At 65.4% G+C, this 20,582-nt stretch carries 20 protein-coding genes; 3 read left to right on the plus strand and 17 right to left on the minus strand.

The window, feature by feature from the left end; translation table 11 throughout:
* Positions 1-14 precede the first annotated feature (14 nt).
* From QCE64_RS08920 to QCE64_RS08980, 13 genes are all read right to left on the minus strand, one after another.
* The gene (locus QCE64_RS08920) at positions 15-1,574 is read right to left on the minus strand and encodes a DegQ family serine endoprotease (protein ID WP_310003482.1); all 1,560 of its coding nucleotides are present in this window, start codon (positions 1,572-1,574) and stop codon (positions 15-17) included.
* A 22-nt stretch (positions 1,575-1,596) separates the two neighbouring features.
* The gene (locus tag QCE64_RS08925; protein ID WP_310003486.1) at positions 1,597-2,640 is read right to left on the minus strand and encodes a MucB/RseB C-terminal domain-containing protein; all 1,044 of its coding nucleotides are present in this window, start codon (positions 2,638-2,640) and stop codon (positions 1,597-1,599) included.
* Between the two features lie 4 nt (positions 2,641-2,644).
* Positions 2,645-3,274: a sigma-E factor negative regulatory protein gene (locus QCE64_RS08930; RefSeq protein WP_309930474.1), complete on the minus strand. Its 630-nt coding sequence runs from the start codon at positions 3,272-3,274 to the stop codon at positions 2,645-2,647.
* 84 nt (positions 3,275-3,358) lie between these two features.
* Positions 3,359-3,958, minus strand: coding sequence for an RNA polymerase sigma factor RpoE (gene rpoE / locus QCE64_RS08935; protein ID WP_008342103.1), 600 nt, complete (start codon positions 3,956-3,958; stop codon positions 3,359-3,361).
* Positions 3,959-4,053: 95 nt separating this feature from the next.
* On the minus strand, positions 4,054-4,521 hold the full coding sequence (locus QCE64_RS08940; RefSeq protein ID WP_309917403.1) for a protein YgfX: 468 nt from the start codon (positions 4,519-4,521) through the stop codon (positions 4,054-4,056).
* 29 nt (positions 4,522-4,550) lie between these two features.
* Complete coding sequence (gene fabF / locus QCE64_RS08945; RefSeq protein ID WP_309917406.1) at positions 4,551-5,789, minus strand: beta-ketoacyl-ACP synthase II; 1,239 nt, start codon at positions 5,787-5,789, stop codon at positions 4,551-4,553.
* 145 nt (positions 5,790-5,934) lie between these two features.
* Positions 5,935-6,174, minus strand: coding sequence for an acyl carrier protein (gene acpP, locus QCE64_RS08950; RefSeq protein ID WP_004197638.1), 240 nt, complete (start codon positions 6,172-6,174; stop codon positions 5,935-5,937).
* Positions 6,175-6,421: 247 nt separating this feature from the next.
* Positions 6,422-7,162, minus strand: coding sequence for a 3-oxoacyl-ACP reductase FabG (gene fabG / locus QCE64_RS08955; protein ID WP_310003488.1), 741 nt, complete (start codon positions 7,160-7,162; stop codon positions 6,422-6,424).
* A gap of 20 nt (positions 7,163-7,182) precedes the next feature.
* Complete coding sequence (gene fabD, locus QCE64_RS08960; protein ID WP_310003490.1) at positions 7,183-8,115, minus strand: ACP S-malonyltransferase; 933 nt, start codon at positions 8,113-8,115, stop codon at positions 7,183-7,185.
* A 129-nt stretch (positions 8,116-8,244) separates the two neighbouring features.
* Positions 8,245-9,234 (minus strand): beta-ketoacyl-ACP synthase III, encoded by a 990-nt coding sequence (locus QCE64_RS08965; RefSeq protein ID WP_309917415.1) that lies wholly within the window; start codon positions 9,232-9,234, stop codon positions 8,245-8,247.
* The gene (plsX, locus tag QCE64_RS08970) at positions 9,234-10,394 is read right to left on the minus strand and encodes a phosphate acyltransferase PlsX (RefSeq protein WP_309917418.1); all 1,161 of its coding nucleotides are present in this window, start codon (positions 10,392-10,394) and stop codon (positions 9,234-9,236) included. Before plsX ends, QCE64_RS08965 begins: the two co-directional genes overlap by 1 nt.
* Before the next feature lie 138 nt (positions 10,395-10,532).
* Positions 10,533-10,712, minus strand: a complete 180-nt coding sequence (gene rpmF, locus QCE64_RS08975) for a 50S ribosomal protein L32 (protein ID WP_035501683.1) — start codon at positions 10,710-10,712, stop codon at positions 10,533-10,535.
* Positions 10,713-10,839: 127 nt separating this feature from the next.
* Positions 10,840-11,511 carry a YceD family protein gene (locus tag QCE64_RS08980; protein WP_310003492.1) on the minus strand — a complete coding sequence of 224 codons (672 nt, stop codon included), beginning with the start codon at positions 11,509-11,511 and terminating at the stop codon, positions 10,840-10,842.
* 345 nt (positions 11,512-11,856) lie between these two features.
* On the opposite strand from QCE64_RS08980, the gene QCE64_RS08985 reads away from it, so the two are divergent.
* Together QCE64_RS08985 and QCE64_RS08990 are read left to right on the plus strand one after the other, a co-directional pair.
* Positions 11,857-12,474 carry a Maf-like protein gene (locus tag QCE64_RS08985; RefSeq protein WP_309917424.1) on the plus strand — a complete coding sequence of 206 codons (618 nt, stop codon included), beginning with the start codon at positions 11,857-11,859 and terminating at the stop codon, positions 12,472-12,474.
* Positions 12,471-13,190 carry an SAM-dependent methyltransferase gene (locus tag QCE64_RS08990; RefSeq protein WP_309917426.1) on the plus strand — a complete coding sequence of 240 codons (720 nt, stop codon included), beginning with the start codon at positions 12,471-12,473 and terminating at the stop codon, positions 13,188-13,190. The genes QCE64_RS08985 and QCE64_RS08990 overlap by 4 nt, the downstream gene beginning before the upstream one ends.
* A 27-nt stretch (positions 13,191-13,217) precedes the next feature.
* Here the strand turns inward: QCE64_RS08990 and QCE64_RS08995 are convergent, their stop codons facing one another.
* From QCE64_RS08995 to QCE64_RS09010, 4 genes are read right to left on the minus strand one after another with little or no spacing between them, the layout of a single operon-like run.
* Positions 13,218-14,177 carry a S49 family peptidase gene (locus tag QCE64_RS08995; RefSeq protein ID WP_309917427.1) on the minus strand — a complete coding sequence of 320 codons (960 nt, stop codon included), beginning with the start codon at positions 14,175-14,177 and terminating at the stop codon, positions 13,218-13,220.
* A 34-nt stretch (positions 14,178-14,211) separates the two neighbouring features.
* Positions 14,212-14,598 carry a Rieske 2Fe-2S domain-containing protein gene (locus tag QCE64_RS09000; protein WP_309809164.1) on the minus strand — a complete coding sequence of 129 codons (387 nt, stop codon included), beginning with the start codon at positions 14,596-14,598 and terminating at the stop codon, positions 14,212-14,214.
* Positions 14,595-15,254: an HAD-IA family hydrolase gene (locus QCE64_RS09005; RefSeq protein ID WP_310003495.1), complete on the minus strand. Its 660-nt coding sequence runs from the start codon at positions 15,252-15,254 to the stop codon at positions 14,595-14,597. Before QCE64_RS09005 ends, QCE64_RS09000 begins: the two co-directional genes overlap by 4 nt.
* Positions 15,255-16,253 carry an RluA family pseudouridine synthase gene (locus QCE64_RS09010; protein WP_310003497.1) on the minus strand — a complete coding sequence of 333 codons (999 nt, stop codon included), beginning with the start codon at positions 16,251-16,253 and terminating at the stop codon, positions 15,255-15,257. It abuts the gene before it with no gap.
* A gap of 906 nt (positions 16,254-17,159) precedes the next feature.
* On the opposite strand from QCE64_RS09010, the gene QCE64_RS09015 reads away from it, so the two are divergent.
* Entirely contained in the window at positions 17,160-20,579 is a 3,420-nt protein-coding gene (locus tag QCE64_RS09015; protein WP_310003498.1) for an Rne/Rng family ribonuclease, read from the plus strand.
* Positions 20,580-20,582 lie beyond the last annotated feature (3 nt).

Raw genomic sequence — 20,582 nt, forward strand, 5'->3', positions numbered from 1 at the left:
GCGGCGCTTACTTCTTACTTCTGCGCCGGCACGCGCGGACGCAGCGGCACGAACTGCGTGTTGTCGCCGCGCCGCACGAGCACCGCGATCATCTTGCTGGCGTCGAGATTCTGCGCGACCGCCTCGAATTGCTTCGCGCTCGTGATGTCGGTGTCGCCCACGCGCAGGATGATGTCGCCCTTCTGGAAGCCCGCGCGCGCCGCCGGACCTTCCACTGCGTCCACCTGCACGCCGTTGTTCAGCTTGAGCGTCTTCTTCTGCTCGGCGGGAATGTCGCTCACGGCGAGCCCGAGCGAGTTGCTCGCGCGTTCCTTCGGCTGCGGCGCCTTCTTCTGCTCGGTCTTCGCGACCTTGTCCGGCTGCATCTCGGCCACGACGATCGGCAGATCGCGCGTCTGGCCCTTGCGCCAGACCGTGATCGTGGCCTTCGTGCCGGGCTTGGTGTCGCCGACCATGCGCGGCAGGTCCGTCGCGGTCTCGACGCTCTGGCCGTTGAAGCGGGTGATGATGTCGCCCGGCTGCACGCCGGCCTTGTCCGCCGGACCGCCCGATTCGACGCTCGACACCAGTGCGCCCTGCGCCTTCGGCAGCCCGAGCGAATCGGCGACGTCCTTCGTCACCTCGCCGATCGCCACCGCGATGCGGCCGCGCGTCACCTTGCCGGTGGTCTTGAGCTGATCGGCCACGCGCATCGCTTCGTCGATCGGAATCGCGAACGATATGCCCATGAAGCCGCCGGTGCGGCTGTAGATCTGCGAGTTGATGCCGATCACCTCGCCCGCCATGTTGATCAGCGGACCGCCCGAATTGCCCGGATTCACCGCGACATCGGTCTGGATGAACGGCAGGTAGTCGCCGGTATCGCGGCCTTTCGCGCTGACGATGCCCGCGGTCACGGTGTTGTCGAGGCCGAACGGCGAGCCGATCGCGAGCACCCATTCGCCGACGCGCACCTTGTTCGAATCGCCGATGGTGATGGCCGGCAGGTTCGTCGCGCTGATCTTCACCACGGCGACATCCGTGCGTTCGTCCACCCCGACGAGCCGCGCCTTGAATTCGCGCTTGTCGGTGAGCGTGACGTAGATGGTGTCGGCGTCATCGACGACGTGAGCGTTGGTCATCACGTAGCCGTCGGTGGACAGGATGAAGCCCGAGCCGACGCCGCTGCTCTGTTCCGAATTGTCCTGGCTGTCGTCGGGCGCGTTGCGGCTGCCGCCCTTGCCCTGATCGCCCTGGCTGCTGCCGCCGTTGTTGCCGCCACCGTTATTGCCACCGCCGCCGCCGCCGCCGCCGCCGCGGGGCGGCTGGCCGGGCATCGGAATGCCGAAGAAGCGGCGGAAGAATTCGGACATGTCGCCGTCGTCCATGCCGGGCGGCAGGCCGCGCAGGTCGCTGCCGGAACCGACGCGCGACGTGGTGCGGATGTTCACGACCGACGGACCGACCTTGTCGACGAGCGTCGTGAAGTCCGGCAGATTCACCGTGGGCACCGCCGCCGCCGTTTGCGAGATGAACGGCAGGCACACGGCGAGCGCCGCGGCCGCGATGAACTTGCGCAGCGAGTAATGGCTCATGAGCGGGAGACCGGAATCCGGATTACTTGGAAGGCTTGTATTCTATGGTAGAAGCAAATTGCTGCAACGTGGCTTGCGGCACCTCGCCCAGCAAAGTGATCCAGAAATCCCCGCGCCGTTTCACCAGCACATGCGTGGCGCCGCTGTTGCCCGCGCCTTCCTTGCGGGTATTTTTCTCGACCGGCTCCACAAAAACCGAAATGGTCGCCAGACCGTCCGAAAACACCGCCTGGTCGACGGGTATCGGCGGCTGTCCCGGCTGGCTCGACGCCATCGGCCGGCGCAGTTCGCGAATCTTGCGGAACCCGGCGATGTTCGGCGTCAGCTGCCAGCCTTGCGCCTCCATGTCGACCGGCTGCACCGGCGGCCGGACGACGGTCCAGCCGGACGTACTGCGGATGCCGTTGGCGATCGGCGTCTTGTCGCCCGGACCGCCGATCTTCACCTGCGAGAACGACAGCTGTTCGAGCACCTGGCCGTCGGCGTCGAGCGTCTGCGCGCGCAGCAGCAGGCCGGTCTTGGCATCGGCCCAGAGCTTGTAGGCGAAACGATAGGAATCTTTCGGATCGAGTTCGAGCACCGTGGTGTCGAGGCCCGCGACGCGGTCGTTGCCGAGCAGCTTCGGCTCGTAGGCGGCGAGCACCTGGGCGCCGCTCGTAGAAAGCAGCGCCGGGAAGGAATCGCGATTCTGCCGGTGTTCGACCACCAGCAAATGACGCTCGGGCACGAACGTGAACATGTCGTCGTCGTGGCGCAGCATCTTGCGCGGCGCACCGTCCAGGCTTTCGAGCGATTCATATTCGCCGTCGCCGCGCGTGGCGACATGCGTAATGCGCGACGACTGCACCGTCGCGCCGCGCTGGTAGACGAACGTGCCTTCGTAATTCTGCTGCTGCGCCGCTTCGTGAATGCGGTCGAGCAGCGTGGCGGCTGATTTGCGCGCGGCGGCGGGATCGTCTCCCTGGGCGAAACTGCCCGATGCCGCCGTCAACAACACGGCTGCGCAAAGCATGAATGCCGGCAGCCGTCCCCAATGGTTCGTTTTGTTCAACCGCACACTCGGCATCAAATTATTGGTCCTGCGAGGTAGCCGCCGCGCGAATCAAGGGCATCGAACCGGGCATTACAGGCTGTTGGGAAAACTGCTGGTGCGCTTCCAGATACTGGTCCAGATTGGCGTCGCGAATGATGTTCGCCTCGACGATCGGCGAGCGCGTGGTAGCAGCCGGCACGGATGCCATGGCGACGCGCTGCATCGAATTGGCCGGGGTGACGCTGGCCACTTGCGCGCCGCCGTGGCTGTCCACGCCCTGCAACTGCGGCACGACGATCCACGTCAGCGTGGCGGCCGCCGCGGCGACCGCGAATGCCGGCATCACGCGACGGCGCAGCATGCCGCCGCGCGCTTTCGCCGCAGGCAGCGCAGCCGGAGCCAGCACATGCGCCTCGGCTTCGAAACGTTCGGAGAAGGCGGCCATGAACGCGCTGCTGCGCGCCGGGCTGACCGCGAGATCGTCGGAGCGCAGCGCGTCTCCGATCAGGTGATATGCCGACCACGCCGCGCGGTCGTCGTGTTTCAGTTCCGCGAGAAACTGGCCGAGGTTGCCAATTTCGTCGACCGACTCACCGTCGACAAATGCCGACATGCGTTCGCCGCGCGAACCTGCTTGCGTCTGATTTTGCACCGAGACCGACCCCATGATGCTCCCCATCTCTTTGACCCACACCCGTAGTGACACCAACTGACCCAGTTATCGCGTCCCTGTCCCGTGGATGACCGCCGCTTACCAGCGTTTGCCTTCGGGAGTGTCCAACAACGGACGCAATTTTGCCGCAATGGCTTCTCGAGCACGAAAAATTCTCGACCTGACGGTGCCGATGGGGCAATCCATCATCTCGGCGATTTCCTCGTAACTCAATCCTTCGATTTCCCGGAGCGTGATGGCGGTGCGAAGCTCCTCGGGCAACAGCGCCATCGCAGCATTGACCGTCTGTGCGATCTGCTTGCTCATCAACATCGACTCGGGCGTGTTGATATCCCTTAGTTGGTCGGCGTCGGAGAAAGTTTCCGCTTCTTCGGCATCTGCTTCGGTAGAAGTGGGCGCCCGGCGTCCTTGCGTGGCAAGGTAGTTCTTTGCCGTATTGACGGCGATGCGATACAGCCAGGTGTAGAACGCCGATTCACCCCGGAATTGCGGCAGCGCACGATAAGCCTTGATGAAGGCGTCCTGGGCGACGTCCTCGACCTCGGCGGGGTCGCGCACGAGGCGCGAGATCAGTCGAATGATCTTGCGGTGGTATTTGGCGACCAGCAGTTCGAACGCGGCCTTGTCACCCTTCTGCACACGTTCGACCAGCAATTGGTCGATTTCTTTTTCGCTCACCTGGGAAATCCGTTTGACTTTGGTCTGTTGCGCGGAGGGCTATTGTAACGGCCCCGCTTGCAGGCAACTGGAACGCTCATCAGACGTTACAGTCGTTACAGGTGGGAAGCCGCGCTGCGGCGGGCTTGTACGGCGAGCTGGCGGAAAGTTTCGGGGTCGATGCAATCCGCCGCAACGAGCAGCGTTCCGGCCTTTCTGTGTGCGCTCGCGAGACGCAGCGCGAGCAGCCAGCCACCCCATTGAGCACAGCGCGTGATGCGCGCATGACGGATTCCGCCGTCCGCATGCAAGAGCGCGAGCCCGTCAGCATGCAAGTGCAAAGCCGCGGGTTGGGCGCGCATCCATCGGTACGATCCGAGTCCGAGCACCGCCGCGGTCAGCGCGCACGCCACCGCCGCATGACCCGCGTGGTCCGTGTGAGCGAAGACGCTCTGAAACACCGTGGCACAGGCAAGCGCCAGAAAGCCGGCCAGCGCCGCACGCAGAAAGCGCGACGGCCGCAGCGGAATGCCCGGCACGAAGCCGGTTTCCCGATGCGGCCGGATCACGCGCGCGCTCGTCATCCCGATTGCCCTGACGGCGCGAGGCAGACTCAGTGACGCTTGAAGACGAGCGAGCCGTTCGTGCCGCCGAAGCCGAACGAGTTCTTCACCGCCACGTCGATCTTCATGTCACGCGCGGTATTGGCGCAGTAGTCCAGGTCGCACTTCGGATCCTGGTTGAAGATGTTGATGGTCGGCGGCGACACCTGGTTGTGGATGGCCAGCACCGTGAACACCGATTCCAGGCCGCCCGCGCCGCCCAGCAGGTGGCCGGTCATCGACTTGGTGGAGTTCACGACGGCCTTCTTCGCCTGATCGCCGAGCGCACGCGTGATGCCGATGGTCTCGGCGATGTCGCCGAGCGGCGTGGACGTGCCGTGCGCGTTGACGTAGTTCACTTCGTCGGGGTTGACGCGCGCGTTCTTCATTGCGTTGACCATCGCGCGGCGGCCGCCGTCGCCGTCTTCCGGCGGCGCGGTCATGTGATAGGCGTCGCCGCTCATGCCGTAGCCGAGCACTTCAGCGTAGATCTTCGCGCCGCGCGCCTTCGCGTGTTCGTACTCTTCGAGCACCATCACGCCCGCGCCCTCGCCCAGCACGAAGCCGTCGCGGTCCGTGTCCCACGGACGGCTGGCGGTGGCGGGATCGTCGTTGCGCTGCGACAGCGCGCGCGCCGCCGCGAAACCGCCGATGCCGAGCGGCGACACGGTAGCCTCCGCGCCGCCGGCGATCATGACGTCGGCGTCACCGTATTCGATGAGACGCGACGCCTCGCCGATGCAGTGCAGGCCGGTCGTGCAGGCGGTGACCATCGACAGATTCGGGCCCTTGAAGCCGAAGCGGATGGACAGATGGCCGGAGATCATGTTGATGATCGAGGCCGGCACGAAGAACGGCGAGATGCGGCGCGGGCCGCGATTGAGCAATTCGGTCTGCGTGACTTCGATCATCGGCAGGCCGCCAATGCCCGAGCCGACCACCACGCCCACGCGTTCCGCGTTGTCCTCGGTGATCTCGAGGCCGCTGTCCTGCATGGCCTGGACGCCTGCCGCGAAGCCGTAATGGATGAAGGTATCCATATGGCGCGCTTCCTTGGCGGGCATGTAGTCCTCGATGTTGAAGCCCTTGACTTCCCCCGCGAAACGCGTGGAGAAGTTCGTGGCGTCGAACTTCGTGATGTTGGCGATACCCGACTTGCCCGCGACCAGATTGGCCCAGCCGTCGGCAACGGTATTGCCGACAGGCGAAACGAGCCCCAGGCCTGTAACAACAACTCGACGACGGCTCACGGTAACCCCTTATCCATAGAATGACGAAATACAAAAGCCACAGCGGCCACAGGAAACCGCCCTGTGTGCCCTGTGGCTTTCAAACTGGTCTTTGCAGCGACTGAGCATCTAGCTGTTCAGCGATGCGCCGCTGGCCCTCAGTACCTCAGGCCTTGACGTTGGCGCGAGCGTAATCGATCGCTTGCTGCACCGTGGTGATCTTCTCGGCTTCTTCATCCGGAATTTCCATGCCGAATTCGTCTTCGAGCGCCATCACCAGCTCAACGGTATCGAGCGAGTCAGCGCCCAGATCGTTCACGAACGACGCTTCGTTCTTGATTTCAGCTTCCGCCACGCCGAGTTGTTCGGCGACGATCTTCTTCACGCGCTGTTCGATGTTGTCCATGCAGCCCTCCGAGGGGAAAAAAGTTCAAAAATACGAGTGCGCGCATTTTATCAGGTTTGGACCCGCAAAATACGGCGCTTCAGTTCCATGCTCCGCTGTCCGGCGCGCTTCCTCAAGCGGGCTGCCGGGGCTTTGCAATGATTCCTTGCCGCCGCGCGGCAGCGGTGCGCACGATGCTTTCCAAAGCATATAGCGCGCCCGTCCGGCGCGGATATTAAGCGAAAACGGGCAAAATTCCTATTCAACCTTACATGTACATGCCGCCATTCACGTGCAGCGTCGTGCCCGTGATATAGCCGGCGTACGGCGAGGCCAGGAATGCCACAGCATGCGCGATATCTTCCGGGCTGCCCAGTCGGCCAAGTGGTATGGATGCGGTCAGCGCGGCACGCTGCTCTTCGGGCAGCACCTTGGTCATGTCGGTGTCGATGAAACCCGGCGCGATGCAGTTCACCGTGATGCCGCGGCTGCCGATCTCGCGCGCCAGCGCCCGCGTCATGCCCGCGACGCCAGCCTTGGCCGCCGCGTAGTTGGCCTGGCCGGGATTGCCCGACGAACCGACCACCGACGTGATGTTGATGATGCGGCCGCTGCGCGCTTTCATCATCGGGCGCAGCACCGCGCGCGACAGACGGAAGACGGCGCGCAGGTTGGTGTCGATGACGGCGTCGAACTCGTCGTCCTTCATGCGCATCGCGAGCTGGTCCTTGGTGATGCCCGCGTTGTTCACGAGCACGTTCAGGCCGCCGAATTCCTTCACGATGCCGTCGATGAAGGCGTCGCCCGCTGCGTCGTCGTTGACGTTCAGCACCGCGCCGCGGCCCTTGCCGCCCGCCTGCGCCAGCGCCTCGCCGATGCTCGCCGCGCCGCTTTCGCTTGTGGCCGTGCCGATGACCGTCGCGCCCTGCTTCGCGAGTTCGAGCGCAATCGCCCGTCCAATGCCGCGCGACGCGCCCGTCACGACGGCTACCTGGTTTTCAAGGCTCATGGTGTCGTTCCTTATGTCGTTCAGCCAGCAATCAACCTGCGTGTGTCTTCGAGCGAGGCCGGATCGAAGACGGAAGCGCCGGTCAGATTGCCGTCGATGCGCTTCGTCAGACCCGCGAGCACCTTGCCCGGACCGCATTCCACGACGTGCGTGACGCCGTCGCGGGCCATCGCCTGCACGCATTCCACCCAGCGCACCGGGCCCGCGGCCTGGCGCACGAGCGCGTCCTTGATCGCGGCGGGATCGGAGACGACGGCGACGTCGATGTTATTGATCAGCGGAATCTGCGGCGCCTTGATCTCGATCTTGGCGAGATAGTCGCGCAACTGGTCGGACGCGGGCTTGAGCAGCGACGAATGGAACGGCGCCGACACCGGCAGCGGCAGCGCGCGCTTGGCGCCCTTCGCCTTCGCGACTTCGCAGGCCTTCTCGACCGCCGCCTTCGAACCGGCGATCACGACCTGCGCGGGCGCATTGAAGTTCACCGCTTCGACCACGCCCGCCGATGCCGCTTCGGCGCACACGGCGCGCACGGTGTCGTCGTCGAGACCGAGGATCGCGGCCATGCCGCCCTGGCCCACCGGCACGGCGTTCTGCATCGCCTGCGCACGGAAACGCACGAGCGGCACGGCGTCCGCGAACGCCAGCGCGCCGGCCGCGACCAGCGCCGTGTATTCGCCCAGGCTATGGCCCGCGACGAGCGCCGGCTTGAGTCCGGTCTCCTGCTCCCACACGCGGTAGATCGCGTATGCGGCCGTCAGCATGACCGGCTGGGTGTTGGTCGTCAGGTTCAGGTCTTCGGCGGGGCCTTCGGCGATCAGCTTGCCGAGATCCTGGCCGAGCGCGTCGGACGCCTGCTGCAGCGACTCGCGCACGATGGCGTGGTCAGCGAATGCGTTCAGCATGCCGATCGATTGCGAACCCTGCCCGGGGAAAACGAACGCAAATTTCATATCGTCCTCGTTGTCTGGAATGCGCCACGATGCCTTCGCGGACCGCGCGCTGCATGGGCGCGCGGGGTCTGTCACGAAGGGGAATCAGCAGCGGATAGGTGAAGTGATTGGAGAAGTGCGGCCGGGGAATCAGTAGCGGATGACCGATGCGCCCCAGGTGAAACCGCCGCCCACGCCTTCGATCAGCAGATGGTCGCCGCGCTTGATGCGGCCGTCGCGCACGGCGACGTCGAAGGCGAGCGGAATCGACGCCGCCGACGTATTGCCGTGCTCGCCGACCGTCACCACCATGCGCTCGGGCGGCAGGTGCAGCTTGCGGGCCGTGCTTTGCATGATGCGGATGTTGGCCTGATGGGGGATCAGCCAGTCGATGTCTTCCGGCGTGAGCTTGGCGCGCTCGAGCGCCTCGACGGCGACCTTCTCCAGCACGTTGACGGCGAGCTTGAAGACGGCCTGGCCATCCATGTGCAGGAAAGCGCTGCCTTCGACCACGCCGCCGTTCACGTTGCCCGGCGTGCAGAGGATGTCCGAATGGCTGCCGTCCGCGTGCAGCGCGCTCGACAGCACGCCCGGCTCTTCCGACGCCTGCAGGATGATGGCGCCGGCGCCGTCGCCGAACAGCACGCAGGTGGTGCGGTCCTTGAAGTCGAGGATGCGCGAGAAGGTTTCCGCGCCGATCACGAGCGCCGTGCGGGCAAGACCGCTGCGGATGAAGCTGTCCGCGGTGGCCACGCCGTAGGCGAAGCCGGAGCAGACGGCCTGCACGTCGAACGCGGCGCCGTGATTGCGGATGCCGAGCTTGTTCTGCAGCAGGCAGGCCGTGCTCGGGAACACGAAGTCCGGCGTGGACGTGGCGACGATGATCAGATCGATCGACTGGGGGTCGATGCCGGCGGCCTCGATGGCCCGCTGCGAGGCGATCAGCGCGAGGTCGCTCGAGGTCTGGTTCGGCGCCGCGAAGTGGCGCGCGTGAATGCCGGTGCGGGCGACGATCCATTCGTCGCTGGTCTCGACGCCCTGTTTCGCGAGACGATCGGCCAAGTCCTGATTCGTGACGCGCTCGTCCGGCAGATAGCTGCCGGTGCCCAGCACGCGGGAGTAGAGATTGGTTTGAGCCATTATGCCTTCGAATGTAGCGCAGTTCCGGACTCGCCCGGCGGGTTCGGCTGCGAGTTGGGCTGTATAGCGGGCTGTGTGTCTGGTTGCGCGTCTTGCTGTGAAGCCGCCTGCGGTTGTTCCGCGGCAGCAGCGACGCCGGCTGCGAGCGACGCGGCGGGCGCATTCTCTTCCATCGCGCGCACCAGGCGTTCGAGCACGCCATTTTTGACGGCATCATACCCGCGTTTGATCGCCCACTCAAAACCGAAGGCCTCGGCCGAGCCATGGCTCTTGATGACGAGCCCGCGCAGGCCCAGCAAGGCTGCGCCGTTGTATTGCGCGGGATCGACACGGCGCTTGAAGCGCTTGAGCACCGGCAGCGCGACGAGCGCCATCAGCTTCGAGGCGAACGAGCGGCTGAACTCTTCCTTGATGATGTCGGCGAGCATCTTCGCGAGACCTTCCGAGGTCTTCAGCGCGACATTGCCGACGAAGCCGTCGCACACGACGACATCCGTCGTGCCCTTGTAGATGTCGTTGCCTTCCACGTTGCCGTAGAAGTTGAGCGTGCTCGCCCGCAGCAGTTCGCCCGCGCGCTTGATGGTCTCGTTGCCCTTGATGACTTCTTCGCCGATATTGAGCAGACCGATGGTCGGCCGCTCGCGGCCCTCGATCGCCGACACCAGCGCGTGGCCCATCTCGGCGAACTGCAGCAGATGCTCGGGTTCGCAATCGACGTTGGCGCCGAGGTCGAGCACCGTGGTGTAGCCCTTCTGGCTCGGCATGGCGAACGCGATGGCCGGCCGTTCGATGCCGGCGAGCGTCTTCAGCACGTAGCGCGAGACGGCCATGAGCGCGCCGGTGTTGCCGGCGGAAATGCAGGTCTGCGCCGCGCCTTCCTTGACGAGGTTGAGCGCGACGCGCATCGACGAATCTTTCTTCTTGCGCAGCGCCACTTCGACCGGGTCGTCCATGGCGACGACTTCGCTCGCGGCGACGATGCTCAGGCGAGGGTCGTCAAGTGCCTTGCACTTCTTGAGCTGGGCGCGGATGGGCTGCTCGAGACCGACGAGCATGAGATGCGCGTCGGGATGCGAGCGCACGAAACTGACGGCAGCGGGAACGGTCACGGCCGGACCGTGGTCGCCCCCCATGCAGTCGATGGTGATCTTTACAGTCATGGAACGCGACGAATTTCGGACACAAAAAAGCGGCAGTGAAATGCCGCCTTCTTGTCGTACCGGGAAAGTGTCAAGAGCGAATTGCGCCCGAGCGCCCGCAGAATGGTTTCCGCGAGCCGGACGGGCGACGGGGAACGCTTAGTCGTTCTTCGTCTTGATGACTTTCTTGCCACGATAGTAGCCATTCGGGCTCACGTGGTGGCGGAGGTGCACTTCACCCGTGCTCGGCTCGACAGCCAGCGGAGCCGTCGTGAGGAAGTCGTGGGAACGGTGCATGCCGCGCTTCGACGGCGACTTCTTGTTTTGCTGAACTGCCATGATTACTCCAGAAAAATTTTGCGAATTCTAACACAGCCCGATCCGCCGACAGCCCTCGGCCGTACGGCCATCGGGTGCGCACATCGCGCTACCTGTTTGTTGCGTGCTACAAAACCTGTTCAGTGCATCAGTGCTTGCCGCCGCCGGAACCGCCCGGCTTGAGCTTTTCCAGCACCGCAAACGGATTCGGCTTGTCTGCCGCATCCGCCGCACTGTTTTCTTCCGACTCGTCGTCCGCGCTGCCTTCGGCACTGCCCGAGAGCAGGCTTTCGTGCACCTCGGGACACACGGTGTGCTTGGGCACGAGCGGCAAGGACAACAACAACTCCTCTTCGATCAAGTCGATGAGATCGAACTGGCGCGAGCCCACGATCACTTCGACTTCATCGTCGTCGAGCGGATATTCGTCCGCTTCTTCCTCCGTCGCAACGATCCGATAGGTGGCATCGACATCGAGATGCTGCGAATACGGCGAAAGACAACGCTGACACCTGAGCCATACCGAGCCGTGGACCGCGAGGCGCAGATATGGTTGCGGCGCTTCCACGCCGTCGTCCTGCAATTCCGGCTGAGTCGAGCCCTCGGCCTGCCAGGTGAAAACCGTATCGTCCTCTCCTGCTGCCGGATTGCCCGACGCATCCGACGCATCCGACACATCGGAAGGCACTTCGGCTAACATGCGCGGCATCTGCGATATGCGCAGTGCGCCGGCTGCCTGCCTGCCGCTGGTGGCGAATTCGAAAATGTCGAGCGCGCGCAGATCGGCGGGGCTCGCAGGTTTGCCAGGATTCCGGGTCATGTGCGCTCCTGCTGGTGCCTTGCCTGGAACGAGTTCAGGCCTTGCGGGTTAGTGCTTCCGATGAGCGCCCAGTATGCACCGCGATGCCGCATTCGGTCAGGCGTGGCTTGCCCGAATTTGCATCGGGCTGGCTTTCATGCTTCTCCTGCCTTTGCCTGCCTGTGCCTGCCGGAGCCCTGCTCAGAAAGCGTCTCACCGGATTCATCGGCCTCGAGCGGAGAAAGCTGCTTGCGCACCGACCGATGAAAAGCCCAAAATCATATCGGCTTTATTCTTTCGAGTCAAATACTTAAGCGCCGCACCGCGCACCGCCGTTTTTTCCTTCTTTTTTACTGATTTCCCTTCATGTCCGACGCTTCAACTCCCCTTCCGCGCCTGATTCTGGCGTCGAGCTCACCGTACCGGCGCGCGTTGCTGGAGCGCCTGCGGGTGCCCTTCGAGGTCGTCGTGCCGGCGATCGACGAAACGCCGCTCGAAGACGAAACACCGCAGGCGACGGCGCTGCGCCTCTCCGCCGCCAAGGCGCGCGCGGCGGCGCAGCGTGTCGCGGAATCCGGCGCGCTGCTCGTAATCGGCTCGGATCAGGTCGCGACCTTCGATGGCCGGCAGATCGGCAAGCCCGGCACGCACGACAAGGCCGTCGAGCAACTGCGCGCGATGCGCGGCCGGAGCGTCGAGTTCCATAGCGCGCTGTGCGTCTTCGACAGCCGCACGAACGACACCCAATCCGCCGATATCGTCACGCGCGTGCGCTTTCGCCACTATTCGGATGCGCAGATCGAAACCTATCTGCGCGCCGAAACGCCCTACGATTGCGCCGGCAGCGCGAAATCCGAGGGCCTGGGGATTGCATTGCTGGAAGCGATCGAATCCGACGATCCCACCGCGCTGATCGGCCTGCCGCTGATCGCGCTGACGGGCATGCTGGCCCGCGCCGGCTTGCCGGTACTGGGGGTGCAATGAGCGGCGTCCTCTATCTGATTCCGAACACGCTCGGCGAAGGCGACGCCGCCGCGCTCGCGCAGGTCCTGCCCGAACCGGTGCGGGCCCGGGCGGCCGCGCTGGGGTACTACATCGGCGAAAACGCCAAGACGACGCGCGCGTTCCTCAAGAAAGTCGGCACGGAACGGCCGATCCAGGAGATCGACGTGCGCGAGTTGAACGTCAAGACGCCGCCTGGCGAGATCGACAGACTGCTCGCGCCGATCCTCGCCGGCGCCGACGCCGGGCTGGTCTCCGAGGCGGGCTGCCCGGCCGTCGCCGACCCGGGCGCACTGCTGGTGCGGCGTGCGCACGATCGCGGCGTGAAGGTGGTACCGCTCGTCGGACCGAGCTCGATCCTGCTGGCGCTGATGGCCTCGGGCATGAACGGCCAGAGTTTTGCGTTCAACGGCTATCTGCCCGTCGATGCCGCCGAGCGCGGCAAGCGCCTGCGCGAACTCGAGCAACTGTCGCGCAAGGCCAATCAGACGCAGATTTTCATCGAAACACCGTATCGCAACCGCGCGATGCTCGACACGCTGATCGCCGCCTGCGCACCCTCGACGCTGATCTGCGTCGCCGTGGATCTGACCTTGGGCGGCGAAACCATCGTCACGCGCACGGCGGCCGATTGGAAGAAGAAAGCCGCGCCGGACCTGCAGAAGCGTCCGGCGATCTTCCTGCTGCTCGCGTCCTGATGTCCTGATGTCCTGACGTCCTGACGCTCAGCGCAACTGGAACCGGCCGCCTAGCGTCAGCGCGCGCACGGCGGCATCGCCCGCCGATGCGCCGAAGCGCCGCACCACGCGCTCGCTGATGCTTTCCTTCTGGGTGTAGTCGACGATGTCCGGCTGCTTGATGACTTCGCGCGCGACATAGCCGGCGTCGCCGAAATCGTCCGCGAGGCCGAGCGCGACGCTCTTTTCGCCGGTCCAGATCAGGCCGGAGAACATCTCCGGATCGTCTTTCAGGCGCTTGCCGCGGCCCTGCTTCACGGCGTCGATGAACTGCGCGTGGATCTGGTCGAGCATGTCCTGCGCGTGGGCAGTCATCGCGGGCGTTTCGGGCGAGAACGGATCGAACTCGCCCTTGTTGGCGCCCGCCGTGTGCAGGCGCCGCTGCACGCCGAGCTTGTCCATCAGGCCGGTGAAGCCAAAGCCGTCCATCAGCACGCCGATCGAGCCGACGACGCTCGCCTTGTTCACGTAGATCTTGTCAGCCGCCGCGGCGACGTAATAGCCGCCCGACGCGCAGATATCGTCGACGACCACGTACAGCGGCGTTTTCGGATATTTCGCGCGCAGGCGCTTGATCTCGCCGTAGATGATGCCCGCCTGCACCGGACTGCCGCCCGGGCTGTTGATGCGCAGGATCACGCCGGCCGTGTTTTCGTCCTCGAAGGCGCTTTGCAGCGCGCCGTCGATGTTGTCGGCGCTGGCGTCGCCGGTAGCGGAAATCTCGCCCTGCAGGTCGATCAATGCCGTGTGCTTGCCGGCCTTCGCGGCCCGGTCGCCGGTGAAATCGAACACGCCCCAGGCAACCAGCGCGATGACGATCAGAAACAGGAAGCGGAAGAAGATGCGCCAGCGCCGGGCGGCGCGCTGCTCGCGAATCGCGGCCAGGGCGATGCGCTCGAGCGCTTCGCGCTCCCAGTTGTCGTTGCCGCGAGGAAGGTTGTCGGACATGCGTGGTTCAGGCGAGTGAATGGATCGGGGTGTTTCAGGCGGGCTGCAAGGACGCATCGGGGAGCCAGAAGACCGCGCGGCCTTCAGGCGTGTCGCGTTCCTCGACCGTCACGGCGCGCAGACGGGCGCCGCGGCACGGACCGCCGACGCATTTGCCGGTGTCGGGCTGGTAGATCGCCCCGTGGGTCGCGCACATCAAGTATAGGCCCGAGCTCTCGAAGAACTGACCCTCGTTCCAGTCGAGCTCCATCGGCACGTGCGCGCAGCGGTTCAGATAGCCGTACGGCTTGCCGTCGTAGCGCACAAAGAAGACGACCGCCTCGCCGGCGGCGTCCGTCGCCGGCACGCGGACGCCCGCGCCGCCGTCGACGAGTGCTTCCGCTGCGCACACGCGCACCGCGTCCCGCGCCGCTTCGCTCATGCGTGCTCCCTGAGCCAGCCGGCCAGCGACGCGACACTGTCCGCGCAGAAATGCGGCTTGAGCACCGCGAGCGAATCCGCCGGATGCGCGCCATAACCCACGCCGACGCCCGCCGCGCCCGCGTTGATCGCCATCTGCAAGTCGTGCGTCGTGTCGCCGACCATCACGGTGCGCCCGAGATCCTGGCCGAGTTCGCGCGTGAGCTCGTGCAACATGGCGGGGTGCGGCTTGGAGAAGGTCTCGTCGGCGCAGCGCGTGCCGTCGAAGGCGCTCGTCAGGCGCGACTGATCCAGCGCGCGATTCAGCCCAACCCGGCTCTTGCCCGTCGCGACCGCGAGGAAATAACCCTCGTCGCGCAGGTCCTGCAGCATTTCGCGCACGCCGGAAAACAGCTCGGTTTCCTGCCCTTTCGTCAGGAAATGGAAGCGATAACGCTCGGCCAGGCGCGGATAGTCGGCGGGATCGAGGGTCGGCGCGCAAATTTGCAGCGCATCCTTGAGCCCGAGGCCGATCACATAGCTGGCGGATTCATCGGCGGGAACCGGCAGGCCCAGGTCGCGGCAGGCGGCCTGAATGCTGCGCGTGATGTGGACGGTCGAATCCATCAGCGTGCCGTCCCAGTCGAAAACGATCAGATCGAATTGCTTCCGCGGCATTTACGGTGTCTCACGATTTTTGAGTTGTTCGATGAAGCGCCGGCACTCGGCGGGCAGCGGCGCTTCGAACTGGATCGGTTCGCCGCTCGCCGGATGGGTGATCTTCAGCCGGTAAGCGTGCAGAAACATGCGTTTCAGCGACGCTTTCGCGCTCGGACGCGCCAGATCCTTGTTCAGCGCGAAGTCGCCGTACTTGGCGTCGCCCGCGATCGGCAGGCCGATGCTCGTCATGTGCACGCGGATCTGATGCGTGCGCCCGGTCTTCAGTTCCGCCTCGACCCACGCGTATTCGTCCCAGCGTTCGATCAGATTGAACACCGTGTGCGACGGCAGGCCGTTTTCCTGGATGCGCACGCGGCGCTCGCCGTCGGCGGCGACGTATTTGTGGAGCGGCGCCTTCACGATGCGCCGGCGGCCCCAATCGGCGGGCCAGTCGCCATGACCGACCGCGTAATAGCGCTTGTCGACGCGATTTTCCCGAATCTGCTCATGCAGATTGACCAGCGCGGCGCGTTTCTTCGCGAGCATCAGCACGCCGGAGGTTTCGCGGTCCAGCCGATGCACCAGTTCGAGGAACTTTGCGTGCGGCCGGGCGTTGCGCAGCTGCTCGATCACGCCGAACGCCACGCCGCTGCCGCCGTGCACCGCGACGCCCGAGGGTTTGTCGATGACGATCAGATGCTCGTCTTCGAACAGGATGGGAAATTCGGCGGCCGGCGCGTTCGACGACACCGGCGTTTCGTCCGTCTGGGCTGTGCGGATGGGCGGCACGCGCACCAGATCGCCCATTTCGAGACGGTACGCGGCGTCGATGCGGCCCTTGTTCACGCGTACTTCGCCGCTGCGGAGAATCCGGTAAATATGGCTCTTTGGCACGCCTTTACAGACGCGCAGCAGGAAATTGTCGATCCGCTGACCGGCGGCAGTCTCGTCGACTTCGATCATCGACACCTGTTCGCTCGCGACCTGTTTCTGGGAAGTTTTGCCTAACTCATTCATTCTGAATATAATTTGCGAGCAGTCTGAAAAGGTTGGTGCTTTAGATCAAGCACTGGCCGCGATTGATCAGACTGTACAGGTGCAAGCGATAAACCATCATTTTACTTGCGCCCAAGGTCGGTTGCTCACCCTGAATACAGAGAGCAGCGAGTTGCACGCACGGCGATATCACCGGCAGGGACGAAGCCCACAGGCGCGTTCGGTCGAGTCGATCGGCGGTCGGTAACGGATTTCTGGTCAAAAAGAATTTTATCGGCGAGAAGCGAAGGCGCCCGGCAACAACCGGTCGCCGCCTGAATCGGTCCTGCGCGAAATTGCGCATGAGCAGGAGAAACAGGCAATCTACGCTCGCCGGTTTTGCGAACAATTGCCGGCGGAATCGCTGCTGCGCTGTAATCTGCGAAGCGCGATCACGCCGCCATGAGGCGAGACACACGGCAGCCGGCTGACGGGCGCGATACAAGGCCCGCGGCGGCGCCGGCGCGGCCTGGCCGCAGGAAGAACCGGTTATGCAGCATCGCGCCGGTGTGCGCGAGACCGCTCTTCCGCGGCCACCGTTGGGAGGATTCAGGCGCTGCAAAGCGCGTCGGGCGGGCAGCGCGTCGGGTCGTTTCGGACTTCCCGGACGTCCGTCCGCCACGCCGCCGTCCATCCTCGCCACGCGCCGCGCGGCTCGACTTCGCCTCGCCGTTGTTTCGCAGGTGCCCCATGGCACGGCCGCCGCGCTGGCGGCTGTCGCCTGCTTTCGGCAATTCTCCCGCCAGAAATCCCGCTCCAGCGTGCTTTGTGACAACACACAAAAAAGCGCGGCTCGCCCGCCTTCCCGCCTCGCGCGCGTGACCTTCATCCGTCACTGACGCCGATTCGCCTGACGAGGGAGGACGAAAGCCGCTCTGGAGCCGTTCCATGAAACGCATGCTGTTTAACGCGACGCAGCAAGAAGAATTGCGCGTCGCCATCGTCGATGGGCAGAAACTCATCGACATCGACATCGAAACCGCCGGGCGCGAACAGCGCAAAGGCAACATCTACAAGGGAGTCGTCACCCGCATCGAGCCGTCGCTCGAAGCCTGCTTCGTCAACTACGGCGAGGACCGCCATGGCTTCCTGCCGTTCAAGGAAGTCGCCCGCCAGTATTTCCGCGACGGCGTCGACATGCGCTCCGCGCGCATCCAGGACGCGCTGCGCGAAGGCCAGGAACTCATCGTCCAGGTCGAGAAGGAAGAGCGCGGCAACAAGGGCGCGGCGCTGACCACGTTCATTTCGCTGGCCGGCCGCTATCTCGTCCTGATGCCGAACAACCCGCGCGGCGGCGGCGTGTCGCGCCGCATCGAGGGCGACGAGCGTCAGGAACTGCGCGAAACCATGGCGCAGCTCGAACTGCCGGAAGGCATGAGCATCATCGCGCGCACGGCGGGCATCGGCCGTTCGGCGGAAGAGCTGCAGTGGGACCTGAACTACCTGATGCAGCTGTGGCGCGCGATCGAAGCCGCTTCGCAAAGCGGCGTCGCCGGCCAGCCGATGCTGATCTATCTCGAATCCAGCCTCGTCATTCGCGCGATCCGCGATTATTTCCAGCCGGACATCGGCGAAATCCTCATCGACACGACCGAAATCCATGACCAGGCGCGCGCCTTCATGGACATCGTGATGCCCGACAACCTCTCGAAGGTGAAGCGCTATCACGACGACGTGCCGCTGTTCTCGCGCTTCCAGATCGAGCACCAGATCGAAACCGCGTACTCGCGCACGGTGCCGCTGCCCTCGGGCGGCGCGATCGTGATCGATCACACCGAGGCGCTCGTCGCCATCGACGTGAACTCGGCGCGCGCGACCAAGGGCGCCGACATCGAGGAAACCGCGACGCGCACCAATCTCGAAGCCGCCGACGAAGTCGCGCGCCAGCTTCGTCTGCGCGATCTGGGCGGCCTGATCGTGATCGATTTCATCGACATGGAATCGGCCAAGAGCCAGCGCGAAGTCGAGCAGCGTCTGAAGGACGCGCTCAAGCACGACCGTGCCCGCGTACAAATGGGCAAGATTTCGCGCTTCGGCCTGATGGAACTGTCGCGTCAGCGGCTGCGTCCGGCGCTGTCGGAAGGCAGCCACGTGACCTGCCCGCGCTGCAACGGCACGGGCCATATCCGCGACACCGAATCGTCCGCGCTGCAGGTGCTGCGGATCATTCAGGAAGAAGCGATGAAGGAACACACCGCGGCGATTCATTGCCAGGTGCCGGTCGAGGTGACCGCCTTCCTGTTGAACGAAAAGCGCTCGGAAATCAACAAGATCGAATCGCGCTTCAAGGTCAATGTCGTCCTGATTCCGAACAAGCATCTGGAAACGCCGCATTACAAGCTGGAGCGCCTGCGTCACGACGACGCACGCCTCGACGAGCCGCGTGCATCGTGGAAGATGGCCGTGGAAGCCGCGACGGAACTCGAATCCGAGACCGGCTACAGCAAGCGCGCGGAAGAGGTGAAGCCGAAGCAGGAAGCCGCGGTCAAGGGCATCACGCCCGAGAAGCCCGCGCCGAGCGCGCCGGTCAAGGCTGCTCCGGTCGAGGCCGCGCCCGTTGCGGCGCCGGTGCCGGCGAGCGGCGGGTTCATCGCGTGGATCAAGAACCTGTTCGGCATCCAGCCGGAAGTCAAGCCCGCCCCGGCTCCGGTCGAGGCGCAACCCGCCGCGCGTCCGCAACGTGAGCGCAGCGAACGCGCGGGCAGCGGCGATCGCAATCGCAACCGCCGCAGCGGCGGCGCCGGCCGTGATGGCGCGCAGGCAGGCAGCGCGAGCAGCGGCAATGGCAGCACGGGCGGCAACGGCGCAGGCCGGCAAGGCGCGCGCCGTGAAGATCGCGAAGCGCGTGGCGGTCGTGAGGGACGCGAAGGTCGCGAGCTGCGTGAAGTGCGCGAGCCGCGTGAGGCACGTGAAGCCCGCGAGCCGCGCGAGGGCCGCGAGCCGCGCGAGGGCCGCGAGCCGCGTGAAGGCCGTGAGCCGCGTGAAGGCCGTGAGCGCAACGCCGAACGCGCCCCGCGTCCGGAAGCAGGCGAACGCCAGGAACGTCGCGAACGTCCGGATCGTGGTGAACGCGGTGCCGAGCGCGCCGATCGTTCTGAACGCGCCGATCGTCCCGAACGTGCAGAGCGCGGGGAACGGCCGGATCGTGGCGAACGCCGCAAGCCGCAGCCGGAAGCCGCCGTCGAAGCACTGACGCAAGGCGAAACGGTGGTATCGGAAATCGTCGAGTCGGCGCAGGTCGATGTGGACGCCGCAGGCTTCGACGCAGGATCCGCCGATCAGGGCGCGCGTGACGGCGAAGAGCGTCGCCGCCGTCGTCGTGGCCGTCGTGGCGGCCGTCGCGAACGCGAGGAAGACGGCATCACCGTGAATCACGCGGCTGACGTCGCGGAAGCCGAAGGCGCAGCGGACAGCTCCTCCGCACAGGCCGGCGTGTTCGACGCCGAAGCCGCGCAGGAAGTGTCGGCGCGTCGCGAAGCGCGTCCGGCTGTGGAATCGGCCGAAGCAGCGGCAGTGGCACCGGCACCGGTCGAAACCGTTGCCGCGCAACCGGTTGAAGCGCCGGTTGAAGCGCCGGTTGAAGCGCCGGTCGAAGCGAAGCCCCAAGCGCCCGCGCCTGTCGTCGCTGAAGAAGCGCCGGTGGCCGAGGCTCACAAGGCTGAACCGGTCGAAGCGAAGGCGTCGACGCCCGAAGCAGCCGGCTTCGACATGTTCGCCAAGCCGGCGCCGTCGGTCGACAACCCGTTCGGTCCGTCGCCGAAGGTTGCCGAAACGAAGCCTGTCGATCCGTTCGCGCCCGTCGCCGACGAAGCCAGGCCGGTCGAGGCCGCGCCCGCTCCGGTGGAAACGCCGGCTCACGTGGAAACGCCGGCTCCGGCCGCTGCCGAAGCCGTACCTGAAGCAGTTCCGGCGCCTGCCTCCGTGGAAGCCGAAGTGGCCGAACCGCTGAAGGCCGCCGCCGTTGCGCCGACGCCCGAAGCAACGGCCGTCGAACCCGTGCCGCCGCTCGAACCCGCCGAGGCGCAGGCGCCGGTCGCAGCGGAACCGGTGCAGGCAGCCACACCCGCCGCCCCGACAGCACCCGCCGCACCCGCGACGGCCACGCCGATCGCCGCGGAAGCGCTCCAGCCGATGCTCGAACGTGCCGGCCTCGTGTGGGTCAACACGGACGCGACCAAGCTGCGTGAAGCCGATGCCGCCGCCGCCCGCCTGCCCGCGCCGGTGCGCGTGCCGCGCGAACGCAAGGCGCTCCCGCCGGCCGACACCACGCCGATGCAGCAGGTGGAAACCGGCAAGGGCACCCATTGAGCG

Source organism: Caballeronia sp. LZ043, from assembly GCF_031451075.1.
Taxonomy (GTDB): Bacteria; Pseudomonadota; Gammaproteobacteria; order Burkholderiales; family Burkholderiaceae; genus Caballeronia.

What these genes read in the sequence shown, in the direction of transcription:
- QCE64_RS09000 (WP_309809164.1), bottom strand. Translation starts at nt 14,598, where the DNA reads ATGAGCGAAGCGGCGCGGGACGCGGTGCGCGTGTGCGCAGCGGAAGCA.
- QCE64_RS08930 (WP_309930474.1), bottom strand. Translation starts at nt 3,274, where the DNA reads ATGGGGTCGGTCTCGGTGCAAAATCAGACGCAAGCAGGTTCGCGCGGC.
- fabG (WP_310003488.1), bottom strand. Translation starts at nt 7,162, where the DNA reads ATGAGCCTTGAAAACCAGGTAGCCGTCGTGACGGGCGCGTCGCGCGGC.
- fabD (WP_310003490.1), bottom strand. Translation starts at nt 8,115, where the DNA reads ATGAAATTTGCGTTCGTTTTCCCCGGGCAGGGTTCGCAATCGATCGGC.
- QCE64_RS09005 (WP_310003495.1), bottom strand. Translation starts at nt 15,254, where the DNA reads ATGCCGCGGAAGCAATTCGATCTGATCGTTTTCGACTGGGACGGCACG.
- plsX (WP_309917418.1), bottom strand. Translation starts at nt 10,394, where the DNA reads ATGACTGTAAAGATCACCATCGACTGCATGGGGGGCGACCACGGTCCG.
- QCE64_RS08965 (WP_309917415.1), bottom strand. Translation starts at nt 9,234, where the DNA reads ATGGCTCAAACCAATCTCTACTCCCGCGTGCTGGGCACCGGCAGCTAT.
- QCE64_RS08995 (WP_309917427.1), bottom strand. Translation starts at nt 14,177, where the DNA reads ATGTCCGACAACCTTCCTCGCGGCAACGACAACTGGGAGCGCGAAGCG.
- QCE64_RS08940 (WP_309917403.1), bottom strand. Translation starts at nt 4,521, where the DNA reads ATGACGAGCGCGCGCGTGATCCGGCCGCATCGGGAAACCGGCTTCGTG.
- QCE64_RS08990 (WP_309917426.1), top strand. Translation starts at nt 12,471, where the DNA reads ATGAGCGGCGTCCTCTATCTGATTCCGAACACGCTCGGCGAAGGCGAC.
- QCE64_RS08925 (WP_310003486.1), bottom strand. Translation starts at nt 2,640, where the DNA reads ATGCCGAGTGTGCGGTTGAACAAAACGAACCATTGGGGACGGCTGCCG.
- QCE64_RS08920 (WP_310003482.1), bottom strand. Translation starts at nt 1,574, where the DNA reads ATGAGCCATTACTCGCTGCGCAAGTTCATCGCGGCCGCGGCGCTCGCC.
- QCE64_RS08980 (WP_310003492.1), bottom strand. Translation starts at nt 11,511, where the DNA reads ATGACCCGGAATCCTGGCAAACCTGCGAGCCCCGCCGATCTGCGCGCG.
- QCE64_RS08985 (WP_309917424.1), top strand. Translation starts at nt 11,857, where the DNA reads ATGTCCGACGCTTCAACTCCCCTTCCGCGCCTGATTCTGGCGTCGAGC.
- rpmF (WP_035501683.1), bottom strand. Translation starts at nt 10,712, where the DNA reads ATGGCAGTTCAGCAAAACAAGAAGTCGCCGTCGAAGCGCGGCATGCAC.
- QCE64_RS09010 (WP_310003497.1), bottom strand. Translation starts at nt 16,253, where the DNA reads ATGAATGAGTTAGGCAAAACTTCCCAGAAACAGGTCGCGAGCGAACAG.
- QCE64_RS09015 (WP_310003498.1), top strand. Translation starts at nt 17,160, where the DNA reads ATGAAACGCATGCTGTTTAACGCGACGCAGCAAGAAGAATTGCGCGTC.
- acpP (WP_004197638.1), bottom strand. Translation starts at nt 6,174, where the DNA reads ATGGACAACATCGAACAGCGCGTGAAGAAGATCGTCGCCGAACAACTC.